Genomic DNA, 23,833 nt, shown 5'->3' with positions numbered 1-23,833 from the left:
TATCGCACTCTTGGCATCCTCCCCACTCTTGTTATGCGCGTCTGGCGACTTTCCAACCGGTTGAGTCACCAGACTAACGATTGAAAACGTCATAATGAATGCTATAGTTAAGTCATAATGACGAGGAAGTAACCATGAATGCAGAAATCAGTCTTAAAGTTGAAAACTTTGCCCGTGAAGCCGAACTGCCTGACGGCGTGTTTCATGACCCGCTGATGTTTGTCAGTGTGGTACGCGGCGGGATTTCCGGCGCGATGCTGAAACGTGGTGCGGATGCCAGCGGGCTAAGCCGTAAGTTAATTGGCTCGGCGCTGTCCGTCGATCCCTCGAACATTTCCCGTTTGTTCCGTCGTAAGCATTTAACACTGGAGCAGGGAGAGGCCGCGCTGGAGACGTTTCGTTTATGGCTGAAAGCCATGACGACATTTGAAGATGAAGCGAAGGCACAGCTGTGGATGGAGAGCGGTATTCCGGCCTTTGGCGGGAAAACGCCAGCGGAAATGCTGGATACGCACAAAGGGCGTCAGCTGGTTGATAATGCGCTGAGCCGGATCGAATACGGCGAATTCATATGAGGCTGTACCGCATTACCAAAGCGATCTGGCTGGAGTCATTTTCAGGGCAGACGGGCGTGAGCTTCCTGCACGGCGCTCGCTTCAATCAGCCCAACACGCCGGTTCTGTATTTTAGTGAAACGCCCGCGGTCGCGATGTTGGAAATGGGTAATTATCTGCCTTCGCCGCAGTTGCTGCCTGCCAGCTATCGTCTGGGGGTGTATGAACTGCCGGACGACGTCCCGCAAGAGTCCATTACGCTGGACATGCTGCCTGAGGATTGGCACCGCTACCCGTTTATGCCTGACGTACAGGCGCTGGGGTCGCGCTGCCTGAATGCGGGGCAATCACTGGTGATTTGGGTGCCGACCAGCACGGTTAAGCCGTTTGGCAGCATGCGTAATGCGCTGATTAATCCGCTACATCCGGCGGTAAGCCAGCTGCGACTGATTGAAGCGATCCCGGATTTTTACAGTCATAGGCTGTTTAACCCTACGGGGCATTAAGCTTGCGATTGGTAGCGATAATGCAGTCAGGAACCCTATCGTTAGTATGGAAATGAGAAAAATTCTCAACAAAGTGCTTTACAGATGATACTGATAACTATTATCATCACTTTCGCACTTCGGCAGTGGCTTCTCGCAGGCACTGAAGGAGAGCACGACATTGCTCACATTGCTTCCAGTATTATTTTAGCCAGCCTATGTGCTGGCTTTTTTTTGCCTGAAAAATGGCTCCCCTCGACGAACTCACTCTGTGTTTCGACGTTTGTCTCCCACAAATGCCGAAGGTGATTGACCGAATTGTTTTCTGAATGCTGTCGTATAGGCGCTGTGGCTGTCATAGCCACTGTTCAGTGCGACCTGAATGATGGGCGCGCCTTGCACCAGCATGGTCAATGATGAGATCAGGCGCAATTGCTGGCGCCACTTGCCGAACGTCATACCTGTGCTTTTCAGAAAGCGACGATGGAAGGTTTTCCCGCTAACAGCCAACTTGCCAGCCCAGTCATCAGCCGTTGCGATATAGCCAGGGTCGTTCATGAGTGTCTGGCAAACCGTCTGCATTTGCACGTCCTGAGGCCAGGGTAGGTAAAACGGGAGATGCGGAGGGGCGCGCAGTTCCTCGATTAGCAGTTCTCCGAGCAGTTGCGTATAGCGCGATGTCCTTTCGTGGCCGTCTCTATCGGTCAACTTACCGATTAACTCTCTCGCCAATCCAGATACTCGCACCACACAATCCACGGTGGGCAGCATCGTGCAAATATCCTCGCGCACGAAAATGCCATGCGCCTGTAAGGCAACCGGGATGACCAGACGGTGGGGGACGCCGGGGCGCAACCAGACGGCAGATGTCGGTGGCACCAGCCACTGTCCGGTTGGCGTCTCCACGCGTAAAACGCCACTGTCCGCGTAAATCAGATGACCTCTGCGGTGGTCGTGCATGGGAACGATATGCCCTTGTGGATAGCGTATGGCGACACCCGTGACAGGTTGCGTTGAGGCCTCCGTTGCGTCTAAGTCAAGCGCGTGCCCGCCGTCTCCGGGAGAGGAAAAACCCATATCGACTCACTTTGTCCAAAACAAGCAATGAAATGTCTATTTTCATGTAGATGGACGATGTGTGCAAACCTAATATGAAAACGCAATCACAACGTTGAGCGTCGCGTCTGTATTGCCGTTCAGCCATCATTCGCGCGCGGCTACGACGATTGTCTCTCGGCCGGGGTCGGCACGCATGCATTTGCGTCAGCTCTATCCTGATTCCATCTGACCCCACAATTAGCCGCTTTTCCTGTGCTGGGGCAGGTTCTATTGATTCCCCTGGAGGCTTTTATGCTGACCGATCCTTCTCAAAAATACCGTCCTTTTCCTGCCGTTGATTTGGCTGACCGCCAATGGCCATCGCGCACGTTGACGCGCGCGCCCGTCTGGCTGTCCACGGATCTGCGTGACGGCAACCAGGCGCTCTTTGAGCCAATGAACCACGAACGTAAGTTGCATCTGTTTCAGGAATTGGTGCGTATTGGCTTCAAGGAGATAGAGGTTGGATTTCCCTCCGCATCGCGTACTGATTTTGAGGTTGTACGCCACTTGATTGATGCCGATTTGATTCCCGACGATGTAACACCGATGGTTATCACGCAGTTACGTGATGACCTGATAGAAGAAACGGTGCGCAGTGTGGCCGGCGCACGCCGTGTGATCGTCCATTTTTACAATGCCATTGCGCCGGTCTGGCGCGAAATCGTGTTCGGCATGAGCGTTGAGCAGATCATCGAAAAGGTCGAACACGCTATTGCGCTTCTGAGACAGTTGACGGCAGAGCATCCTCAAACAGAGTGGGTTCTTCAGTATTCCCCTGAGACCTTTTGTATGGCTGAACTTGAGGTTTCGCTGACCGTCTGCAACGCCGCCATTCAAGCCTGGGATGCAGGCCCGCAGCGCCCGATGATCATCAACCTGCCAACGACGGTGGAGGTATCTACTCCTAACGTTTTCGCGGATCAGATCGAATGGATGCACCGACGCTTGGCACGTCGCGAACATATTGTGCTATCCGTTCATCCGCACAATGATCGCGGCACCGGCATTGCCTGCGCGGAACTGGCGCTGCTGGCAGGCGCTCAGCGGGTCGAAGGCTGTCTGTTTGGCAATGGTGAACGTAGCGGAAACCTGGATGTGGTGACGATGGCGCTGAATTTGTACACCCAGGGTATCCCACCGCATCTGGACTTCTCTGATATTGCCGCTGTCGCACGTGTGGCGGAAGATTGCACCGCACTGCCTATCCACCCGCGCCATCCTTATGTCGGCGATCTTATTTTCACGGCATTTTCCGGCTCGCATCAGGACGCTATCGCTAAGGGCTTCGCCACACAGCGTGCGGATGCGCTCTGGCGCGTACCGTATCTGCCCATTGATCCTCAGGATGTGGGACGTAACTATGACAGTATCATCCGCGTCAATAGTCAGTCGGGTAAGGGGGGAATTGCCTTTCTACTGCAACGTGACCATGGCATCGTGATGCCGCGCCGTATGCAGGTAGAGTTTAGCGCTATTGTCCAGACGTTGGCTGATGCGAGCGAAACTGAACTGAGTAGCGAGAGAATCTGGGAGATTTTCGAACAAACTTACCTCGCACCGGCTTTTGAGCAGCCTGGATTCATCTACAACGCGCATCGCCTGTCAGAAAATCCTCAAGGGCAAGGTATTGATTTAACGTTAATTGATGCTGATGGTGAGCCACGACATTGCCGGGGGGAAGGTAACGGGCCAATCTCCGCGACGGTGGCGGCACTGGGACTGCCATTGCGTATCGACAGCTACGAGGAACGCAGCCTGGGAGCAGGGGCGGATGCCGTAGCGCTCGCTATCGTGGAAGCGGTCAGGCCTGGCGTATCAGGATCGCGCTTTGGTGTTGGGCGACACCCGAACATTGTCACTGCTTCGGTGCTGGCGGTGCTGAGTGCCGCGGCCAGATTTCCGACAGTCAACGAGGCCGCTGGTTGAGCCGGGTATGCACGATCGCAGGTCGGTCGATTAGGCCGATCGCTTATTAACGCTCATCGGGTGCTTTGTTGTTCTTTTGCAAGTACGCCTGTTGGGAGATGTATCATTGCGACTGGGGAATTCAGGGTAGGAGTCCCCGTCAAGGTTGTGCCACGGACATCAGGATCACGCGCCAGTATACATGCTGTCTTCTTATCAACCCTGACTACATAACACGCTTACTATTTCTCTATAAATAATTAATAAAATCAAAATGATTGAGATGTTTCCTAAATTGTTTGCGGGAACAAAAATCTCCCTTATCATGCCTATACCCAAGATCATGGGTGTTCACAATGGAGATAAGGAATATGTGGATAAGAAGGAATCAAATCGTCAGGAAATTGACGTTAGGGGTGGTAACAACGGTGCTGGGGATGTCGCTCAGTTTTTCTGCATTATCCGCCACACCGGTGGAAACGCATGGCCAACTGTCCATTGAAAATGGGCGACTGGTGGACGAACAGGGGAAAAGGGTGCAACTGAGAGGGGTCAGTTCGCACGGTTTGCAGTGGTTTGGTGACTACGTCAACAAAGATTCGATGAAATGGCTGCGCGATGACTGGGGGATTAACGTATTCCGTGTTGCCATGTACACGGCAGCGGATGGCTATATTTCCAATCCTTCCCTTGCGAATAAGGTCAAAGAAGCCGTTGCGGCGGCACAAAGCCTCGGCGTCTACATCATCATCGACTGGCACATTTTGTCGGATAACGATCCTAATATTTATAAAGCACAGGCAAAAACCTTCTTTGCCGAAATGGCGGGGCTGTACGGTAATTCGCCGAACGTGATTTATGAAATCGCCAATGAACCCAACGGCGGCGTGACATGGAACGGGCAAATTCGGCCTTATGCGCTCGAAGTGACTGAAACTATCCGTAGTAAAGATCCTGATAATCTGATTATCGTTGGCACGGGTACCTGGAGTCAGGATATTCATGACGCGGCGGATAATCAGCTGCCCGATCCGAATACGCTGTACGCGCTGCATTTCTATGCGGGTACGCACGGGCAGTTCCTGCGCGATCGCATTGATTATGCACAAAGCCGCGGTGCCGCGATTTTTGTCAGCGAGTGGGGCACAAGCGATGCGTCCGGCAATGGTGGACCGTTCCTGCCTGAATCGCAGACCTGGATCGATTTCCTGAACAACCGTGGTGTGAGCTGGGTTAACTGGTCGCTTACCGATAAATCAGAGGCGTCTGCGGCGCTGGCACCGGGAGCGAGCAAATCTGGCGGTTGGACAGAACAGAATTTGTCGGCGTCAGGAAAATTTGTCAGAGCACAGATTCGCGCGGCTGCGAATCTAAGCGGTGGCGATACGCCAACCACGCCAACGGAACCGACCAATCCAGGTAGCGGAACCACGGGTGACATCGTACTGCAATATCGTAATGTGGATAACAATCCTTCCGATGATGCGATTCGCATGGCCGTCAACATCAAAAATACCGGAAGTACGCCGATCAAACTTAGCGATCTGCAAGTGCGCTACTACTTCCATGATGATGGCAAACCGGGTGCGAACCTCTTTGTTGACTGGGCGAATATCGGCCCTAACAACATTGTGACCAGCACAGGTACGCCAGCCGCCAGTACCGATAAAGCCAATCGCTATGTTCTTGTGACCTTCAGCAGCGGAGCCGGTTCTCTTCAGCCGGGTGCAGAAACCGGTGAAGTGCAGGTGCGTATCCACGCCGGAGACTGGAGCAACGTGAATGAAACGAATGACTATTCATACGGTGCTAACGTCACGAGCTACACCAACTGGGATAAGATCACCGTACACGATAAAGGTAAGCTGATATGGGGCGTGGAGCCGTAATAGCACGTCGCTGACCTATTAATCTACTGATTCCGCGGGCGTGAATTCGCCCGCTTTTTCTTTCCCGTTTCTCACTCATGTACCGCGATATCGTGTTTCTTCAGCAATCCACGCAGTTGGTGATAGGTTAATCCCAACAGTTCAGCGGCTTTACGCTGGTTAAACTTTGCCTGAGTTAATGCCCGATCGATCAAGCTTTTTTCTTGTTCCAGTAGCCACGGTTTCATATCCAGCGGTAAATCCGGCTGACCAGATGTGGCTTGTGTTTTTTCCTGAATGGCGGGAGTCCGACGGAAGGGATTCAGAATGATGGCATCAAGAGGCTGTTCGCTGTCGCCGTGACGATACACCGAGCGCTCAACGACGTTTTTCAGCTCGCGGATATTGCCTGGCCAACCGTAATTCAGCAGCGTCTGGCGCGCGGCGGGCGTGAAACCGGGAAACAGCGGCAGATGTAATTCGCGGCACATCTGAATCGCAAAGTGATCGGCCAGCAGCATGATGTCCTGCTGGCGTTCGCGCAGCGGCGGAAGCTGCACAACGTCAAAGGCCAGACGGTCAAGCAGGTCGGCACGGAATTTACCGCTGGCGGCAAGTGCAGGCAAGTCGTCATTGGTCGCACACACCAGCCGCACATCAACCTGTAGCTGATCTCTGCCGCCGACGCGCTCCAGCATGCCGTATTCGATCACCCGCAGTAATTTTTCCTGCACCAGCATCGGCGCGGTGGCTAGCTCATCCAAAAATAGTGTTCCGCCGTCGGCGCGCTCGAAGCGTCCCAGATGGCGTTTCTGCGCGCCGGTAAAGGCACCAGCTTCATGACCAAATAGCTCGGAGTCGAGCAGGTTCTCGTTGAGTGCCGCACAGTTCAGAGAAACGAATGGCCCTTGCCAACGGGGGGAAAGGTAGTGCAGGCGGCTGGCAATCAGCTCTTTACCCGTACCGCGTTCGCCGATTACCAGCACCGGCTTATTCAACTGTGCCAACTGTGACACCTGTTCCAGTACCTCTAAAAAGCTGTTGGCCTCGCCCAGCAGATTCTCTTTTTCCTGAAGCATGATGTTCCACCGTGTTATTTTTACTAACTGTTAGCGTATTTGACTAATCTAACGAAAAGAGAAAAATAGTCAAAATTATCTACTCCTTAATTTTCAATTAGTTAACGGAAATTAAAAGTTGGCATGCTTATTGATATACCTATAGGGAGATCGCGACTGGCTCGGCTGGTCACGGTGATAAATCAGGCGTAATCAGACGCTGGAAATCATGAAGAGGATGTAATTATGGGTATTTTTTCTCGTTTTGCCGACATCGTGAACGCCAACATCAATTCATTGCTGGATAAAGCTGAAGATCCGCAGAAATTGGTGCGGCTGATGATTCAGGAAATGGAAGATACGCTGGTTGAAGTGCGTTCAACCTCAGCGCGGGCGTTGGCAGAAAAGAAACAGATTGCCCGCCGTATTGAACAAGCGCATGGTCAGCAAGATCAGTGGCAGGAAAAAGCCGAGCTGGCGCTGCGTAAAGACAAAGACGATTTGGCTCGTGCGGCGCTGATTGAAAAGCAGAAGCTGACCGACCTGATTGCGGTGTTGCAGCATGAAGCCGAAAGCGTAGATGAAACGCTGGAGCGCATGAAACGTGAAATCGGTGAGCTGGAAAATAAATTAAGCGAAACCCGCGCTCGCCAGCAGGCACTGACGCTGCGTCATCAGGCTGCGGCATCGTCGCGTGATGTGCGCCGCCAGTTGGACAGCGGTAAGCTGGACGAAGCGATGGCGCGTTTCGATCAGTTTGAACGCCGCATCGACACGATGGAAGCGGAAGCGGAGAGCCACGGTCTGGGGAAACAAAAATCGCTGGATCAGCAGTTTGCCGAGCTGAAAGCGGACGATGAAATCAGCGCGCAGTTGGCGGCGCTTAAAGCTAAAGTTAAGCCAGCAGAGTAATAAACGCGTAGATGCCATCGGATGGCTGTCGTTAGAAAACGGCAGCCACCCGCGTGCGAATAATAACTAAGGAGACACAATGAGTGCGTTGTTTCTTGCCATTCCGCTGACCATTTTCATGTTGTTTGTGGCGCCGATATGGCTTTGGCTACATTACAGCCAGCGTAAAAACAGTGCTCAACTGGGACAAAACGATATGCAACGTCTGACACGCTTAACGGAAGAGTCCAACCGCATGCGTGAGCGTATCAGAGCGCTGGAAGATATTCTGGATGCAGAACACCCGGACTGGAGAAAATCGTAATGAAAAATACGTGGTCAGGTAAAACGTTATACCGCATACCGGAAGAAGGCATGCTGAAAGGGGTTTGTGCTGGTTTAGCGCGTTATTTTGACGTGCCGGTGAAGCTCCTGCGGATAATCGTGGTGCTGTCGATGTTTTTCGGCCTGTTCTTTTTCACTATCGTGGCTTACATCATTCTGACGTTTATGCTCGATCCGGCTCCGGCGGGAATGGGATTTGAGGATGAAAAAACGGCCCGCACACCCAGCCAACTGCTGAATGAGGCGGATGCGACATTGCAGGCCAGCGAACAGCGCCTGCGCAGCATTGAGCGCTATGTCACCTCGGATACGTTTGGCGTTCAGAACCGCTTTCGTCACCTGTAATTTGTCATCAGTTATACGCTTTCGCTGACGTTATCCACCGTACGACTTGTGTCGAGAGTGGATAACGTCACGCTGCTTTTTCGCTGCAATCTCTATGATCCGATCCCACTATGCATCGGGTGCCAGCCATTTCCTTCTTTCGCGCTGTAGCGCACATTCTGTAGCGGTACCAGTTTCCACTGACCATTACTGTCCTTCACGATTTCGCTGGCATGCGCGCGACACTGGTAATTCAAGGTATCGGCTTCCAACTGGAACTGATAATTTTTGCCTTTTTCTGGAATAAAGCGAGTGGTGATCAGGCATGAGTATTTACTTTCAACATAAACGTTGACTATCGCGGTTTCAACGCCTGCTACTAATGGTGTTTCGTAGTAGTCGATATCGTATTTTTCTCCGGATACTTTTGGCATTCCGCGATCCTGGGTGTTTTGTAAAACCCATTCACTGGAACGAATAAGACCGCCAGTGCGTTTGCCATTTAGGGTCTGGTAAATGCTGGTTTGTTCAGTATTGTCTATAATACGAACCCATGCTGAATCAGCGTCTTGAGAGGCGGGGACAAAAAAATCATTATTTGGCATTATGGAGCAGGCAGAGCTCAAAGATGCAAGAATAGCAAGTTTAAATTTTAAGATATTTTTCACTTTATGTTCCTTATAAATAAGGCGTCCTTGCCTTATCGTAACATCTTAGCGGTTTTAGGTATTATTTCCCTGGTAAACCATAATGCGCTGGTAATTGATAACCTTCAGGGATCTCAGGCCAGCTATTCATTTTCAATAACACCTCACTATCTTCAGCTATGGCCTCGAAGAAACTTGAGAGAGTCATTGCGTGACTCCTTAACTTCAGCAAAGCTGATTGCATTGCCAGTTCATCATGTTCAGTACTGGCTTTTTGTAGTAAGTCAGTATGAACTTTCAGAAAATTTAATTGATTCAGGAATTGTTCATTCAGTTGCCCATTGTAGTCAATCGACAGGTCATCTATTTCGATAGAAGATGTGTTTTTTTTCTTCAATACCGCGATGAAATTGTTCTTCATTAACTCAAAAAAGAGATCATTTATCATTTAGGCAGCCTCCGTCCTTCTTTAATCGCACTAGCTGTTTTCGAATCGTTGTAAGAGCCATCCAGGTTCAGAACTGCTTTGACTTTTCCTTTGCTGTCAAAAACTTCAATATGATCTTTGTGGAGGCCATCAAGGTAGTACTTGTCACCTTTAGCAATATGGTCGCCGACAGTTCCTTTCGCCTGATAAACACTTTGTCCCTGAAATATTTGGTTGGTTTTTTGCGAGCTAGTCTTCATCTGGCCGCCAAAGCCTGACTGCTTGAAAAATTCTCCCATATTACCAACCGCACCCTTATTTGGCTGGTACTTTGCTTTACCTACGCCAGTAATGGCACCCAGTGCGGCACTTGCAATCAGGTCAGCCTGTACCTGATCCAGACCATATTTAGCTCGCAGATTTTCCGATACGAAGTTACTGGAAACGACACCATCGGCATCCATCTGATGCATCCATAGAGCAGATAAATCATAACTCATACTCCAGGGAAGGTCTTCGCCCATTGCCCGGTCAATTGCCTGCTTAACCGCCAGACTATTGGCAAGAACACTGCCATATTTAGCCTGACAACTATCTGGATCGTTAGCGCAGTCGCTCATCAGCTGCTCCTGCTGCACGATGCTGAGTTGCTGATATTTCTTCATAATAGGGCCGCAATCGCCGCCCTTAGCCTGGCAGGATTTGACTTCAGCGACCCAGTCATCGATCTGCTTCACGGTCAGATAGTTATTATCCACTGCATTTTTGCCAGCATCATGGCCACTCACCGCACCAGCAGAAGAGTCGCTTGCTACGCCGCCTGCCAGCATTGCCGCCAGCGATGCCAGGTTACTGATCTTACTCTTATCGCTATCGGCCAAATCAGCAGTTGCGGTATCCGGGTAGAGATAGTCTTTGATTGCGCGCGCTGCAAGTTCGCCGGCTGCTGCGCCAACTGCGCCGGCAGTGGCATTACCACCGGATAGTTCAGCGATCACGCCACCCAGCACTGCATGGCCAATCGCGTTCGCTGCAATTTGCCCGGCTGTAGGATTTTCATCAAACCCGACAGTCATGTCTTTAACCACACCCGCCATGTAAGGTGCAGCGCCCTGAGCCAGCGCTTTCAGTGGATCACCACCCGCTAGTGCAGTGATGGCAGCCGCTGCGGCACGAATACCTTTTTCCAGGTCGCCGCCTGCCTTATACTGCTCGCTGATATCTTTATAAGCCGCAGTATTCTGCACGCGGTCCCAGTACTCTTTGCGCGTCTCTTTCGTCTTATCCCACTCACCCGCAGCTTCGATCCCAGCACTGTTCGCCATGATCTGCCCTTGGGTAAGGGTGATATTCACGCCCTGATTAACAACGTCGCCAATTAACCGCAACTGGCTCAGACGCTGCTGTTCCTTCGCCTTATCAAAGATTGGGCTGATGCTTTGATTCGCATGCTCAACATCGCGGCTCAGTTCGCTGACATCCTGCTGCTGGTTCGCCTTGTCACGGATAATCAGCGATCCCGGCGAAACGGCGGCATAAGTCGTACCGGAAGCATTCCCATCGCTGCCATCCGCTCCCAGACCATTGGCCGCCAGATTCTGTACGGCATTTTTCAGCAGATCCTGTGCACCCAGTCCGCCAGTGCTGATGCCGACGCTGCTGTGCGACACCTCAAACTCGGCACTGTTGTCGATATTGCTGAAGCCCAGCGTGCCGGTGTCGAGACGGTTTTTATCTTCGCTGGCGGTGCTGCCAATCACTGCGCCATCCAGCTGTGTGTGGTTACCGACAGTGATATCGAAGCCGCCATCACCGGCGAAGATACCGGTCTGCTCCTGCACACTGTTATAGGTGCTGTGGATCTTATCTTTCGCTACGTTGGCGCTGACGCTGCCAGTCATGCTGCCAAAGGTAAAGCTGGCACCTGCTGAGCTGTTCTTCTGCTTCGAGTCGTAGTTATTAACGTCCTGCTCACTTTGAAGCGTCAGGTTACGGCCGACATTCGCCACCACCTGGTCGGCGCTCAGCTGTGCGCCGCGCAGGGTGGTGTCACGTCCGCTGTTAACCGTCAGCTTATTACCGGCGTCGACGGTGGTTTCGGTATGCGTCAGGCCATCGCCATTTTCGTTACCGGAACCTTTACTGGCGTTAGCAAACACACTGATCCCCGCGCCGCCCTGACCAGCGCCGATGCTCACGCCGATGCCGCCACCGCTGCTGCTGTTTTTACCGGTCTGCAGTTGGGTATTCTGCGCCGACAGCAGGTTGATATCGCGGTTCGCTGACAGCAGCACATCGTTACCCGCTTTCAACTGGCTGCCGCCAATCGTCAGATCGCCATCGGTGCCATTCTCTGAACCGGTCGCTACCAAGTTGATATTGTTGCCCGCCTGCACGGTACTGCCGGAAGCGTTAACCGCTTCACTGTGGCTCTCGCTCTTCGACTTCGAGGTGCTCAGCGACAGGCTGACGCCAATGGCGTTCTGATCGGTAGTGCTCTGTGCTGCCAGTACCGCTGCCTGAGCGGCCTGTACGCCTGCCAGACCTGATTTCAGCTTTTGCAGCGATGCCATACGGCCATCCTGCTGCTCATCGGCGGCTTTCGCGCTGGTGTAAGCGGCATTAATAGCGCTGCCGATCGCGCCGGACAGCGCCAGCGTCAGACCCGTCTGTTTACGCTCGTAAGTGGTATCGGTGGTGCTCTGGTTATTCGCAGCATCAATGGTGATATTGTTCGCCACCATATTGATGTCGTTACCGGCGATCACATCGGAGCCCTGCACGGCGATATTATTACCCGCTACCAGACTGGTATCGCCATCGACGCTGCCCAGCGTGCTGTTGTTGTGGGTCAGCGCCACAGTATCGGAGGTTGAACTCTCTTTAATCGAACCGACAAAGAAGCCAATGCCGCCGCTGCTCATCAGGCCTGACTTGGTGGTTTTTTTCATCGACCAGCTGTCGCGGCTCTCTTCTGCCGCCGTGACATTGAGGTCATTACCGGCACGCAGCGCCAGATCCCGATCCGCCGCCACATCGCTGCCGGTGATATTCAGGTTGTTACCCGCGCTGACGGAGATATTTTCCCCGCCCAGACTGCTGCCGTTTGCCAGCGTGGCATCGTAACCGGCGCGGGTGGTAGTGGTGCGTTTCGACAGGAAGCCGGAACCTTTCACCTTCGAATTCATATCCAGATATTCCTGGCTGCTGGCGCTGCCGAGGTTGATATCATTGGTGGCGGTCAGTGCAAGCTGCCGATCGGCATTCAGTTTTGCCGCTTGTGCGTTAATATTATTGCCGGCATTCAGCGAGATATTGCCGTCGCTGGTGACTTCACTGCCTTGTACCTGAGTCAGCGTCTGCGTGACGTGGTTATCTTTATCCCACACCACCTTGTCGCTGCTGCCGGTGGTAACGGTGGTCATATTGATATCGCGGTTAGCAGCGATCTGCGTCTGGCTGTTTTCACCGGAGCTGACCACCTGCGCGGCCTGCAGATTGACATCTCGGCCTGCCTGCAGCAGCAGTTTGCCATCGTCACCCTGCACATACATGCCTGCCACTCGGTCGATATTGTCGCGGCTGAAGCGGTTACTGCCGTTCTGACTTTCCGCGTGGTTAGTCTCGCTGGCAACGGTGATATCGCGCCCGGCCTGCGCTAGCAGGGTATCGGTGGCACGCACCGTGCCGCCAGTGTTAGTGATATCGTTGGTCGCCTGCAGCGACACGGATTTACCAGCAATAATGCCGCCGACGTTAACGATATCGTCGCCGGAAACAGTAACCAGCTGTGTGGCGCTGATGCGTCCGCTGTTCAGCATGCCGCCGCTGATGCCAATGCTAACGTTCTTACCGGCCAGCAACGCACCGCTGCCGTCCATATCGCCTTGCTGCACCTGTGCATATACCTGCGGTACCAGCACGCGCTGAGTCGTGCCATTCGGCATCTTCACATCCTGCGCAACCAGCCACACCATATCCTGGGTGATCTGTTTCATCTGTTCGGCAGTGAGCGCCACGCCCGGCACCAGGTTGAATGTCTTCGCGAAGCTGACGCCCGCTTCCATCAGCCCCTTATACTGCTCTTCATCGCTGGTGTAGTCGGCGAGATAGCGCTGGCCGACCAGCTCAACGATCTGCTCGCGCACCAGACGTTGTTCATAGAAACCATCGCCGAGGCGTTTTTGCGTGATCGACGGATCGGTCTGCAACTGGCTCAGCATATAGTCGGAGCTCAGCCAGGTTCTCTGATTGGTGAAGCGCGGGTCGGTTTCGATCAGATAGCTGCTGGTGGCATCCGGCAGGGTGGTGAACAGGCTGCCGGTTGGCAGGGAAGCATCCGGCGTCATGGAACGAATCACATCAGTGTTCTGTCCGGCCACTTCCACGCGCTGCGTGGCATACTCAGCCAGCGATGGTGCGCTGCTGGTTGCCTGGGTATTCTCCTTCATCACGCTCGGGCTGAGGCTGATGGACTGAATTTCCGTTGGCGGTGTATAGGCTGAAGCGCGTGCTTTCTGGCTGTCTTTGCCTTTTTTATGGATACGATCCCATTCGATGACCTGACCGACTTTTTCCGTCAGTTTCTGGCCAGTGACTTCGGTATTCACCAGTTCCTTCACCGCCGTCAGCAGGGTGCCACCGGCAATAATCTGGCTCTTGTCGTTCAGCAGCTTATCGCCGGAGAGTGAAATCTGACCACCCGCGATGATTTTCGCCGGGTCGCTCTGGGTGATCTGCTCTTCGCTGATGGTCTTGGTATAGCTGTACTGATAGTAATGGTCGCGACCACACACCACGCCTTCGATACAGATATGGCGCACTTCATCTTTGTAGAAGCTGATGTTGTAGTCGTCAGGGCTGTAGTGGACGCCATTCCTCAGGTCCACCACCATGTACTCCTCTTTCTGCTGCTGGGACAACTGCACCATACTGGTGACGAAGTTGTCATTGATATTGTTCAGCGCGGTGAAGCTCAGCGCCATATTGCCCACAGATTCGATAGTCGAACTGTGGTTGTTAATTTCGCCAGCCTTGCCGGTCGCCAGCGCGTCCGCATCCAGCGCGCCGCCGATGGCCATATCACCATTGCTGTAGATCAGGGAGTGGTCGCGGTTATTCAGCGTACCGATGCCCAGATCCAGACGCTGACGCGCCGCGATGGTGGCGTTGCTGTTATTTTCCGCCAGGTTATTCAACGTCGTTGCGCCGATCGCCAGTCCGTCGCCATAAATACGGCCGGTGCCGACATTGTTGACGGTGCTGGCGTTGATACGGGTCAGCACGCCGTCGATCAGGCCGCGGTTGTTCAGCGTATCGCTGGCGTTCAGCGTGGTCTGCTGGGAACTCAGTTCGCCAGTGGTCTGGTTGTCGATGTTGCTGGCCTGCACATTCAGCTTACCGCCTGCGCCAAGCAGCGCCGTGTTGATCAGGCTGTTGTTAACATTCAGCGTCAGATCGCCGTTCGCCAGCGTTTTGCCGGTGTTGCTGAAGCCGTCGGCGAAGCTGAGATCCATATCGCCAAGCGACAGAATTTCACCGCTGCCATTAATCTCGCGACCGCGGAAGATCAACTGCTGACCTGCCACCAGACGGCCACCTTCATTGCTGATACGCAGATCGCTGCTGGTGGCTGCGGTGCGGGCGAGGGCGCTGCTGTTTTGCTGCTCGAGCGTCAACTGCTTATTGGCGGAGATCTGTCCTTGATTGTTATTCAGCACCGGAGTGGCGATCGCCAGATCGCTGGCGGCGGCCAGCGTACCGTTCTGGTTATTCAGTCCACTGTTGGCTGCAACATCCAGCGAGCCGGAACCGGCCGCCATAATCGTGCCGCTCTGGTTATTCAGGCTGGCGCTCTGTACGCTGAATTTTTTTGCATTGGCGGCGATGCGGCCATTCTGGTTATCAATGCTGTTAATGCTGAGTTGCAGATCGCTCTCGCCGCTCTGCAGTAACTGGCCACCGCGGTTACTGATAACCGGCGTGCTGACCTGCAGCGTATTGGCGTTAATCACGCCGCGATCGTTGCTAAGTTTACCGGCGGCGGAGAGTTTCAAATCGCCGCTCGCCAGCAGCTGCGCGTCGTCGGTGATGATATCGCTGCTACTGGTCAGAGTAGCGTGATGCGCGGCGGTATCGCTGCCGCTGAGATCAATCTGGCTGGCGCTGGCGTTCAGATCGCCACCGGCCAACGCCTGACCTTTGCTGGTCAGTTTACCGTCACTGGCGAGTGTCAGATTGCCGCTATCGGCCAGCGTGCCATCGGTTTTCATCCCGGCGGCAATGGCCGCGCCTTTGCTGTTGTGGATGCTGGCGCCGCGCACACGGGTGTTGCCTTTGGCGGCGATAAGGCCGGTATTCGTCACCGCGTCGCTGGCGGTCGTGCTCTGATCGCGCTGGGCAAACAGGGTGCCGCTGTTGTCAACTTTTTTACCGCCCAGCAGCAGATCCTGACCGGCATTGACCGTACCGCTGTTGACGATATCGCCATTGGCGTTAATGGTGATGTCGCCCGCCTGACTGCCAAGAGTCCCTTTGTTGCTGACGCCGACCCCTTGCTCGGTCGCCACCAGGCGGATTTTACCGGCATACATACCACCCAACTGGGCGACGTCGATCGCCAACGTCGGCTTGACGTCGTTGTCCGTCGTGCTGCTGGCTGTGGCGGTGCTGTTATCGGCGGCCACCTCGTTTTTGCCGGTGGTGAGGGTCACATCTTTCGCCCAGATACCGGCATTGACCTTCACGGTGCGGGCAATCAGGTCGGTGTAATCCTGACGGCTGCTGTCCATGCCAGCACCTTCCACCACGATTTCACCATTGCCCACGCGGTAACCGCGCAGTTCACCGTTGGTCATCTGCGGCGTGCCGGTGGTCAGAGTGGCGCGATTGGCGTTAATAAAGCCACAGCCGTCGCAGCTGATGCCCGCCGGGTTGGCGATGACCACCTGCGCCTTACGACCTGCCACTTCGACATAGCCGTTCAGCTTGCTCGGGTCGCGCGAGTTGACCTCGTTAAGAATAATTTTGGCTTCGCCTTTCGCCAGCCATGGGTTACCCGCCACCCAGCCACCCATCTGGGTCTGCACCTGTTTGTGCGAGTTATTAAGGATTGCGCCTTTGTTATCGACGTCAAACTGGGTGTATTTGTTATGCGAAACACCACCGGCGCTCGGCGTTTGGATATTGACCTGCGGCGTGCCGTTGGCGCTCTGCATCACATTCGGCTGCTGGCCGCCCGGGGCGCTCTTGTCGGCGACAATTCCGGCTGCCAGTGCCTGTGGCGCGAGCGTGACCAGGCCGAGTGCGGTCATGGTCAGGAAGGCGGCGGGCTTCATGCTGCCAATCAGCTGGCTCAGCGTATGGCCGACGCCGTTGGCGCTGCTTTTACCCTGGCCGCGGTTGATTTCGGAAACCACCATTAACAGGCCGCGAGCCTTGTTGAAAATGATGCGATAGAGGTTCTTATTCACGAAAAGTTATCCCTGCTAAAAGTGATGTTAAGCAACCAGCGGCGTGTTCTGCTGCCAGAGTCTGAATTGTTGCTGGGTGACGTCATCGCCACGGAATTGCAGTACCCGTTGTCCGCGTTCCGCCCCTTTGTGGTACAGCGCGCGGCCACATAAGTGGGGAAACAGCGTGCCGCCGACGATGCGACGAAATGCCTGCTGATCGCCGAATGGCGCGACCCAGTCGCGGAACCACAGGCGGTTGCCGCTGGTCCAGTCCTGCGGTTGCACCAGGATGCCGGGGCCGGTGAGATAGCGCTGTTCCGCTTCTTCGTCCATCCACGCCCAACTGAGGAAAAACATGGGTTTGTCATCGCGGCTGGCAATAACAAACTGCTGATGTTTGATGGCGGGCAGCAGCAGCGTCGGCAGCACACTGAGCGGAATATCGCGGTGCTGTTCCGAATGCATCCACAGCCAGACCGCCGCGCCAAGCGCTTCCGCTTCACTGAACTGACCGCCTAGCAGCGGGGCGGTTAACTGATAGCCATTAACAGGAATCTTCATCACGCGCCTCCTTAGTACTGCCAACTGAGGTTGAAACCGAGAGTGACCGGGCTGGTGTGGAAACCTTCCGGTTTGGAGAACGGTACACCGACAAACAGGTCGTAGCCGGTGTTAAAGGCGTTACCGCGCAGACCAAGCACGCCGCCCGCCAGATGTTTCCCGGCGAGATAATCACGCGTACCGTCCACTTCGCCGTAGTCAGCGCCGAGATACAGTTCCTGGTTAGGAAGCGGGGTGCGCCAGGCCAGATCGTTGCGCACGAACCAGCCGTTATCAGCCGTCAGGGTGCGTTCACCATCAAAGCCGCGCACGGTCCAGCGGTTACCAATCGACAGCTGATCCTGTGGCGTCAGTTTGGTATGGTTGATCTGGCGCAGATACTGCACGTTGTAGCGGAAGGTCTGATTGCCCAGCGTAAACGGCACATCGAGTTGTGCATTCAACTGGATAATTTTCGCCAGCGCGGTGCCTTCATCGAAATACTCTTCCTGCGCCGGAATAGCGCCGAACCAGCGGGTACCGCGCTGGTAGCTCACGGCGGCATCAAGAGTGGTGGCGCCGAAGTAGTGGCGATGCTGGAGGCCCAGACGCCAGGCGCTGGTTTTACGTCGCTGCACATCCACTTCGGTATCGTTGACGAAGTTCTGTGATTCGCGCGTCAGAATTTCATAGCTCATTGAGGTTTTCTGACTGCCGCTGCGATACAGCACCCGGCTCAGTTGGAAGTTAAGGTTTTTGCTGTTGCCGCTGTAGTTGTAGTCTTCATACGCGCCCGCCACATTCTGGTTGTAGTCGTAGCCGCTGGCGGTGACGCCCGCCATCCAGTAACCGAACGGTACGGAGTAGTGCAGCATATAGTTCTTGCTGCCTTTTTCGCTGCCGGATTCAAGGTCATGGTTGCCGGAAATGTAGAACAGGTCGCTGAGTGCGAAGGGGTTATCGATATACAGCGTCAGGCCGCCCTGATAACGACCGGTGGTTTCGGTGCCAGAGTCATCGAGTGTCGCGCCGAGACGCCACATTTTTTTCTGTTTCCAGGTGACGTCAATGTCGCTTTCGCCGGGCTGTTCGCCCGGTACAATCGCCATCTCTGCCTGTACGGTGGGCACGCGCTGCAGGTTTTCCAGTCCCTGCTCAATATCACGCAAATCCAGCAGTTCGCCTTCACGCGCCGGCAAGGCGCTCCAGAGGCTCACGTAGCGATCGCTCTCTTTGGTCCGTTTGATCTGGCGCGTTTTGCCCGGAATCAGGGTGATATGCAGTGTGCCGGTTTTCAGGTTTTGCGGCGGTGCCATTACGCGTGCGGTGACATAGCCATGGTCGATCAGACGGTTTTGCAGTGCGCTCATCAGCAGGTTGACACCCTGAGCGCCCAGGCACTGACCTTTACCCTGATCGGCCAGCTGTTGCAGCGGCATACGCAGCCAGGAGGGGAAGTCTTCTTTGCCGGTCAGTATGATGTGATACAGCGTAAAGCACTGTTGCTCCTGCGGAAATTGCAACGTAGTAAAGAATGAGGAGGGTGGCTGCAAACGCACATCGGGCGTTTGCGGCGCTAGTTGCTGCTGCATCGCACGCTGGCGATCCTGCTGGTTGATATTTAGCTGCTCATCCACCCGGTCCGGTGCGGCAAGAGGCGTCAGATTATTATCTGCCGCCCAGCTGCTTGCTGAGGTGGTCAATAAAATAAATAGCGCAAGCGGGTTGAGACGCGCAGGTTGATACCCGTCAGTGAATGACGCATTCCGTAGCATAATTAATTAACCTGAATTATTGATTATAATTGGGACAATATTCGTTTCCAGAAACAATTGGTTACTTAGTACAATTTCAGGTTATATACGTTAACAATTTGTTTGCTAAGAGTTGTCTTATTGCTTACTAAGAGTTGTCTTAAATTTATCGTTTCTTTACATTCCGGCGGTAAAAATACGGTATGAGATAGATGATCGTGGTTGAACTTATGTCGGCGTGAGGCGTTTGTCTGATTTTGTTATATTGATACGATATATCTCTCAACCAAAGGAGTGATGGTTCATTCGATGAGTCGACTACAGAACGAAATTAACTCACTGGTCAATCGCGGCGTAGATCGTCACCTGCGTCTTGCTGTCACCGGGTTGAGCCGCAGTGGCAAAACCGCGTTTATCACCGCGTTCGTCAATCAATTATTGAATACCCACAGCGGTGCACATTTGCCGATGTTTTCCCCCGTGCGTGAAGAGCGTTTGCTGGGGGTAAAACGCGTGCCGCAGCGCGATCTGGGCGTGCCGCGCTTTGCCTATGATGAAGGCATGGCAGCGTTGTATGGCTCTCCGCCTGACTGGCCGACGCCGACGCGCGGCGTGAGCGAAATCCGTCTGGCGCTGCGCTATCGTTCTAAAGATTCATTACTGCGTCACTTTAAAGACACCTCGACGCTCTATCTGGAAATTGTCGATTATCCCGGCGAATGGCTGCTGGATCTGCCGCTGCTGGAACAAACCTATTTGAGCTGGTCGCAGCAAATGAGCGGCTTGCTGCAAGGGGGGCGCACCGAGTGGGCAAAGCCCTGGCTGGCGCTGTGTGAGAAAATTGATCCGCTGGCTCCGGCGGATGAAAATCAGCTTGCCGAGGTGGCGCAGGCTTACACCGACTATTTGCATCGCTGCAAACAGGAAGGGCTGCACTTTATTCAACCGGGGCGATTTGTGCTGCCGGGCGATCTGGCGGGCGCACCGGTGCTGCAATTTTTCCCCTGGCCGCAGGTGAATAATATCGGTGAAGCCAAACTGGCGCAGGCGGATGAGAAAACCAATATCGGCATGCTGCGCAAGCGTTTTGACTATTACTGCCAGTCGGTCGTCAAAGGGTTTTATAAGGATCACTTCGTCCGTTTCGACCGACAGATTGTTCTGGTTGACTGCCTGCAACCGCTCAATAGCGGTATTCATGCGTTTAACGATATGCGTCTGGCGCTGACCCAACTGATGCAAAGTTTTCACTACGGGAAGCGTACGCTGTTCCGGCGTTTGTTTTCGCCCTGCATCGACAAACTGATGTTTGCGGCGAGTAAAGCGGATCACATTACCGCCGATCAGCACGCTAATCTGGTGTCTTTGCTCCAACAACTGGTGCAAGAGGCGTGGCAGAACGCCGCGTTTGAAGGCATTGATATGCGCTGTGAAGGCATTGCGTCGATCCAGTCAACGCAGAGTGGCGTCGTCGATCATCAGGGACAGAAAATTCCGGCGCTGAAGGGGCATCGACTCAGCGACGGTCAGCCGCTGACGGTTTACCCTGGTGAAGTGCCTGCTCGCTTGCCGGGTGCGGCATTCTGGCAAACGCAGGGCTTCCACTTTGATCAGTTCCGCCCGCGAGAAATGACGGTAGACACACCGTTGCCGCATATTCGGCTGGATACGGTCATGGACTTTTTGTTAAAGGATAAATTGCGATGAACGAACCACTGAAACCCCGTGTCACGTTCGATGATGCTTCACCGCAAGAGCCGCTGCCGCAACTGCGTGCAGGATTAGCATTTGACGATCAGAGCGGCACGCCATTTTCCCCCATCAGTCGTGAAGAAGAAGTGCCGGAAGAAGGGGCCGCGGAAGAGGCGATCAGCGCGGCGCTGCGGCCAAAGCGCAGCCTGTGGCGGCGTATGGTGATGGCGGGAATAGGGCTGTTTGGCGTCAGCGCGCTGGCGCAGGGCGTGCAGTCGCTGCATAACGCCTGGATACAGCAGGATTGGATTGCGCTGGGCGGCATTACCGCGGGTAGCCTGATTGTGGCAGCGGGCGTCGGTTCGCTGGCCGTCGAGTGGCGACGGCTCTATCGTTTGCGGGAACGTGCTGAAGAGCGCGACGTGGCTCGCGATCTGTTACACAGTCATGGTGTCGGGTGTGGGCGCGAGTTCTGTGAAAAGCTGGCGCGGCAGGCAGGGCTGGATAGCGGCCATCCAGCGATACAGCGTTGGCAGGCTTCGCTCCATGAAACCCACAATGACCGCGAAGTGCTAGAGCTTTATGCACGTCTGGTTCAGCCTGTACTGGACACGCAGGCACGGCGTGAAATCAGCCGCTCGGCGGCGGAATCTACCTTGATGATTGCCGTCAGCCCGCTAGCGCTGGTGGATATGGCATTTATCGCCTGGCGCAACCTACGCCTGATTAACCGTATTGCCGCGCTGTACGGCATCGAACTGGGCTATTTCAGTCGCATTCGCCTGTTCCGGCTGGTGCTGATCAATATCGCGTTTGCTGGCGCATCGGAGCTGGTGCGGGAAATTGGCATGGACTGGATGTCGCAGGATCTTGCCGCGCGGCTATCGACTCGTGCCGCACAGGGCATTGGCGCGGGTCTGCTGACCGCACGTCTGGGCATCAAAGCGATGGAACTGTGCCGACCGCTGCCGTGGCTGGATGATAAACCGCGCCTCGGTGATTTCCGCCGCGAGCTGATTGGTCAGGTGAAAGAAACGCTGCAAAAAGGGCGTTAGCGATCAAGACGATGGCGCTGGACGTGTGCCATCGTGATTTATCTTTCTGCTTAACGGGGAAATACAGCACAAGCGGCGTCCGACTTTGGCAGATAGTACCGCTATGACAGAATCGTGTGTAGGATAAAAACTCCTCATCGCTATATAACAGGACGTTTTTATGATTCTCGATAAAAAATTGACGCTGGCAGCACTGTCGCTGTCGGCCGCCATTTTCTGCTTACCTACCAGCGCACAGCTGGTGCTGACACCTGCCGATGCTGAGCATTACGCGCAAAACAGTTTTCCTGAATATCTCGAATTACTCACGCTGCCTAATGATGCCGCCGTGCCGGCGGATATCCAGCGCAATGCTGGCTGGCTAGAAAAGGCCTTTCAGAAGCGCGGCTTCACCACGCAGCAACTGGCGAATGGTGATAAACCGCTGGTTTATGCTGAGCTAGGCACGCCAAAAGCCGATCGTAAAACCATCTTGTTTTACATGCATTTTGACGGACAGCCTGTGAATCCGACCGAATGGCAAACGCCGCCGTGGCAGCCTGTGTTGAAAGAAAAAGATGCCGCGGGTCAATGGCAGACACTGCCTGAATCACGTCTTCTGAAAGGAGACATCAACCCGGAATGGCGTCTTTTTGCCCGTGCGTCTGCTGATGATAAAGGGCCGATTGCGATGTTTCTCGCCGCTATGGATGCGATGAAAGATAAAGGCGTTGAACCCGCCGTCAACATCAAGGTGCTGCTGGACTCCGAAGAAGAAAAGGGCTCACCCGGCTTGACGACGGTGATGGACGAACATTTGACGCTGCTGAAAAGCGATGGGATGGTGATTTATGACGGTGCGATGCCATCCAGCAATCGCCCTGGCATTAACTTCGGCAACCGTGGTTCCATTCAAATCGATATGACAGTTTTCGGTGCTAACGCGGCAGCGCACAGCGGCGGCTATGGCAATGTCATTCCGAATCCGGTGCAAAATCTGGTTACGCTGCTTGCCAGCATGAAGGATGCGGACGGTAAGGTTACGATCCCTGGCTATTATGACCGCGTCACGCTTAGCGATAGCGATAAAAAACAGGTAGCGGAAACGGCACCACCTGCGGGTTCGTTGGAAAAACGCTTTGGTGTGGCTCAGTTAGAGAAGGTCGCCAGCAATGCGGCAGAGGCAGTGCAATATCCTTCGCTGGATATTCTCGGTATTAAAGCGGGCGATACAGGAAAAAAAGCGGCTAATGCCATTCCGGCAACCGCAACGGCCAGCGTGAATATTCGTACCGTGCCGGAGACGTCGCCGGATGATATGTATGCCCTGTTACGTCAGTATATCGCCAGCAAAGGTTTTCATATCGTTGCGGGCGAAGCCCCTACGCAGGCTGAGCGCGAGCAGTATCCGCATTTGATTTCCCTTCATCTGACGGCATATCCGAGCAGTGCCTATGCGGCCAGAACCGAGATCGATTCTCCTCTGGGGCGTTGGGCAGTCGCGACCACAACCGCGCCGCGCGGCATCGCACCGGAGAAGAACCGTATGATGGGCGGAACGTTGCCAATGAGCGGGGCGGTCAGCGTGTTGAAAGTGCCTTACGTCATTGTTCCTCTGGTGAATGCCGATAATAACCAGCATAGTTTTGATGAGAATTTACGTCTCGGTAACTATCTGGAAGGTGTTCGAACTATTGTGACGATGGCCACGACGCCGCTGCCATAATCCCGTTTCGCTATTGACGTGGAAAAAA

The 23,833-nt window shown here is 54.2% G+C and carries 17 protein-coding genes; 10 read left to right on the top strand and 7 right to left on the bottom strand.

Annotated features, from left to right (window positions below; all coding sequences use genetic code 11):
• Positions 1-134 precede the first annotated feature (134 nt).
• Both I2D83_RS12525 and I2D83_RS12520 read left to right on the top strand, forming a co-directional pair.
• The gene (locus I2D83_RS12525; RefSeq protein WP_015840556.1) at positions 135-575 is read left to right on the top strand and encodes an antitoxin Xre/MbcA/ParS toxin-binding domain-containing protein; all 441 of its coding nucleotides are present in this window, start codon (positions 135-137) and stop codon (positions 573-575) included.
• Entirely contained in the window at positions 572-1,060 is a 489-nt protein-coding gene (locus I2D83_RS12520) for an RES family NAD+ phosphorylase (protein ID WP_040032173.1), read from the top strand. The genes I2D83_RS12525 and I2D83_RS12520 overlap by 4 nt, the downstream gene beginning before the upstream one ends.
• 243 nt (positions 1,061-1,303) lie before the next feature.
• Here the strand turns inward: I2D83_RS12520 and I2D83_RS12515 are convergent, their stop codons facing one another.
• A complete protein-coding gene (locus I2D83_RS12515; protein WP_205946623.1) occupies positions 1,304-2,116 on the bottom strand; it encodes an AraC family transcriptional regulator in 813 nt (270 codons plus the stop codon).
• A gap of 273 nt (positions 2,117-2,389) precedes the next feature.
• Between I2D83_RS12515 and I2D83_RS12510 the strand changes: the two genes are divergently transcribed.
• Both I2D83_RS12510 and I2D83_RS12505 read left to right on the top strand, forming a co-directional pair.
• The gene (locus I2D83_RS12510; protein ID WP_205946622.1) at positions 2,390-4,066 is read left to right on the top strand and encodes a 2-isopropylmalate synthase; all 1,677 of its coding nucleotides are present in this window, start codon (positions 2,390-2,392) and stop codon (positions 4,064-4,066) included.
• 350 nt (positions 4,067-4,416) lie between these two features.
• Positions 4,417-5,934 (top strand): cellulase family glycosylhydrolase, encoded by a 1,518-nt coding sequence (locus tag I2D83_RS12505; protein ID WP_205946621.1) that lies wholly within the window; start codon positions 4,417-4,419, stop codon positions 5,932-5,934.
• 71 nt (positions 5,935-6,005) lie between these two features.
• Here the strand turns inward: I2D83_RS12505 and pspF are convergent, their stop codons facing one another.
• Positions 6,006-6,992, bottom strand: coding sequence for a phage shock protein operon transcriptional activator (gene pspF / locus I2D83_RS12500; RefSeq protein ID WP_205946620.1), 987 nt, complete (start codon positions 6,990-6,992; stop codon positions 6,006-6,008).
• Positions 6,993-7,217: 225 nt separating this feature from the next.
• Here pspF and pspA point away from each other — a divergent pair, with 225 nt between their 5' ends.
• The 3 genes from pspA (at position 7,218) to pspC (ending at position 8,552) form a co-directional block, all read left to right on the top strand.
• A complete protein-coding gene (pspA, locus tag I2D83_RS12495) occupies positions 7,218-7,883 on the top strand; it encodes a phage shock protein PspA (protein ID WP_010276756.1) in 666 nt (221 codons plus the stop codon).
• 79 nt (positions 7,884-7,962) lie between these two features.
• Positions 7,963-8,187, top strand: coding sequence for an envelope stress response membrane protein PspB (pspB, locus tag I2D83_RS12490; RefSeq protein ID WP_010276759.1), 225 nt, complete (start codon positions 7,963-7,965; stop codon positions 8,185-8,187).
• Complete coding sequence (gene pspC / locus I2D83_RS12485) at positions 8,187-8,552, top strand: envelope stress response membrane protein PspC (protein WP_015840550.1); 366 nt, start codon at positions 8,187-8,189, stop codon at positions 8,550-8,552. Before pspB ends, pspC begins: the two co-directional genes overlap by 1 nt.
• Positions 8,553-8,644: 92 nt before the next feature.
• Here pspC and I2D83_RS12480 read toward each other — a convergent pair whose 3' ends face one another.
• The 5 genes from I2D83_RS12480 to I2D83_RS12460 form a co-directional block, all read right to left on the bottom strand.
• Positions 8,645-9,199 carry a hypothetical protein gene (locus I2D83_RS12480; RefSeq protein ID WP_225182457.1) on the bottom strand — a complete coding sequence of 185 codons (555 nt, stop codon included), beginning with the start codon at positions 9,197-9,199 and terminating at the stop codon, positions 8,645-8,647.
• Between the two features lie 61 nt (positions 9,200-9,260).
• The gene (locus tag I2D83_RS12475; protein ID WP_180778008.1) at positions 9,261-9,626 is read right to left on the bottom strand and encodes a hypothetical protein; all 366 of its coding nucleotides are present in this window, start codon (positions 9,624-9,626) and stop codon (positions 9,261-9,263) included.
• Positions 9,623-17,077: a hemagglutinin repeat-containing protein gene (locus I2D83_RS12470; protein ID WP_241007220.1), complete on the bottom strand. Its 7,455-nt coding sequence runs from the start codon at positions 17,075-17,077 to the stop codon at positions 9,623-9,625. The genes I2D83_RS12475 and I2D83_RS12470 overlap by 4 nt, the downstream gene beginning before the upstream one ends.
• 27 nt (positions 17,078-17,104) lie before the next feature.
• Positions 17,105-17,620: a toxin-activating lysine-acyltransferase gene (locus I2D83_RS12465; RefSeq protein WP_010295854.1), complete on the bottom strand. Its 516-nt coding sequence runs from the start codon at positions 17,618-17,620 to the stop codon at positions 17,105-17,107.
• Between the two features lie 11 nt (positions 17,621-17,631).
• Entirely contained in the window at positions 17,632-19,374 is a 1,743-nt protein-coding gene (locus tag I2D83_RS12460; protein WP_205946619.1) for a ShlB/FhaC/HecB family hemolysin secretion/activation protein, read from the bottom strand.
• A gap of 288 nt (positions 19,375-19,662) precedes the next feature.
• On the opposite strand from I2D83_RS12460, the gene I2D83_RS12455 reads away from it, so the two are divergent.
• The 3 genes from I2D83_RS12455 (at position 19,663) to I2D83_RS12445 (ending at position 23,805) form a co-directional block, all read left to right on the top strand.
• Positions 19,663-21,060, top strand: coding sequence for a YcjX family GTP-binding protein (locus I2D83_RS12455; protein ID WP_180778010.1), 1,398 nt, complete (start codon positions 19,663-19,665; stop codon positions 21,058-21,060).
• The gene (locus tag I2D83_RS12450) at positions 21,057-22,100 is read left to right on the top strand and encodes a YcjF family protein (RefSeq protein WP_205946618.1); all 1,044 of its coding nucleotides are present in this window, start codon (positions 21,057-21,059) and stop codon (positions 22,098-22,100) included. Before I2D83_RS12455 ends, I2D83_RS12450 begins: the two co-directional genes overlap by 4 nt.
• Before the next feature lie 160 nt (positions 22,101-22,260).
• Positions 22,261-23,805 carry a M20/M25/M40 family metallo-hydrolase gene (locus I2D83_RS12445; protein ID WP_205946617.1) on the top strand — a complete coding sequence of 515 codons (1,545 nt, stop codon included), beginning with the start codon at positions 22,261-22,263 and terminating at the stop codon, positions 23,803-23,805.
• Positions 23,806-23,833: the final 28 nt, after the last annotated feature.

The sequence above is a fragment of the Pectobacterium aroidearum genome (assembly GCF_015689195.1).
GTDB lineage: Bacteria > Pseudomonadota > Gammaproteobacteria > Enterobacterales > Enterobacteriaceae > Pectobacterium > Pectobacterium aroidearum.
The sequence above is the reverse complement of the archived record's forward strand: the minus strand, read 5'-3'. Positions and strand labels throughout refer to the sequence as shown.

Bases quoted from the DNA above. Each gene is read 5' to 3' on its own strand.
- I2D83_RS12525 (WP_015840556.1), top strand. From the start codon at position 135: ATGAATGCAGAAATCAGTCTTAAAGTTGAAAACTTTGCCCGTGAAGCC.
- I2D83_RS12520 (WP_040032173.1), top strand. From the start codon at position 572: ATGAGGCTGTACCGCATTACCAAAGCGATCTGGCTGGAGTCATTTTCA.
- I2D83_RS12515 (WP_205946623.1), bottom strand. From the start codon at position 2,116: ATGGGTTTTTCCTCTCCCGGAGACGGCGGGCACGCGCTTGACTTAGAC.
- I2D83_RS12510 (WP_205946622.1), top strand. From the start codon at position 2,390: ATGCTGACCGATCCTTCTCAAAAATACCGTCCTTTTCCTGCCGTTGAT.
- I2D83_RS12505 (WP_205946621.1), top strand. From the start codon at position 4,417: ATGTGGATAAGAAGGAATCAAATCGTCAGGAAATTGACGTTAGGGGTG.
- pspF (WP_205946620.1), bottom strand. From the start codon at position 6,992: ATGCTTCAGGAAAAAGAGAATCTGCTGGGCGAGGCCAACAGCTTTTTA.
- pspA (WP_010276756.1), top strand. From the start codon at position 7,218: ATGGGTATTTTTTCTCGTTTTGCCGACATCGTGAACGCCAACATCAAT.
- pspB (WP_010276759.1), top strand. From the start codon at position 7,963: ATGAGTGCGTTGTTTCTTGCCATTCCGCTGACCATTTTCATGTTGTTT.
- pspC (WP_015840550.1), top strand. From the start codon at position 8,187: ATGAAAAATACGTGGTCAGGTAAAACGTTATACCGCATACCGGAAGAA.
- I2D83_RS12475 (WP_180778008.1), bottom strand. From the start codon at position 9,626: ATGATAAATGATCTCTTTTTTGAGTTAATGAAGAACAATTTCATCGCG.
- I2D83_RS12465 (WP_010295854.1), bottom strand. From the start codon at position 17,620: ATGAAGATTCCTGTTAATGGCTATCAGTTAACCGCCCCGCTGCTAGGC.
- I2D83_RS12460 (WP_205946619.1), bottom strand. From the start codon at position 19,374: ATGCTACGGAATGCGTCATTCACTGACGGGTATCAACCTGCGCGTCTC.
- I2D83_RS12455 (WP_180778010.1), top strand. From the start codon at position 19,663: ATGAGTCGACTACAGAACGAAATTAACTCACTGGTCAATCGCGGCGTA.
- I2D83_RS12450 (WP_205946618.1), top strand. From the start codon at position 21,057: ATGAACGAACCACTGAAACCCCGTGTCACGTTCGATGATGCTTCACCG.
- I2D83_RS12445 (WP_205946617.1), top strand. From the start codon at position 22,261: ATGATTCTCGATAAAAAATTGACGCTGGCAGCACTGTCGCTGTCGGCC.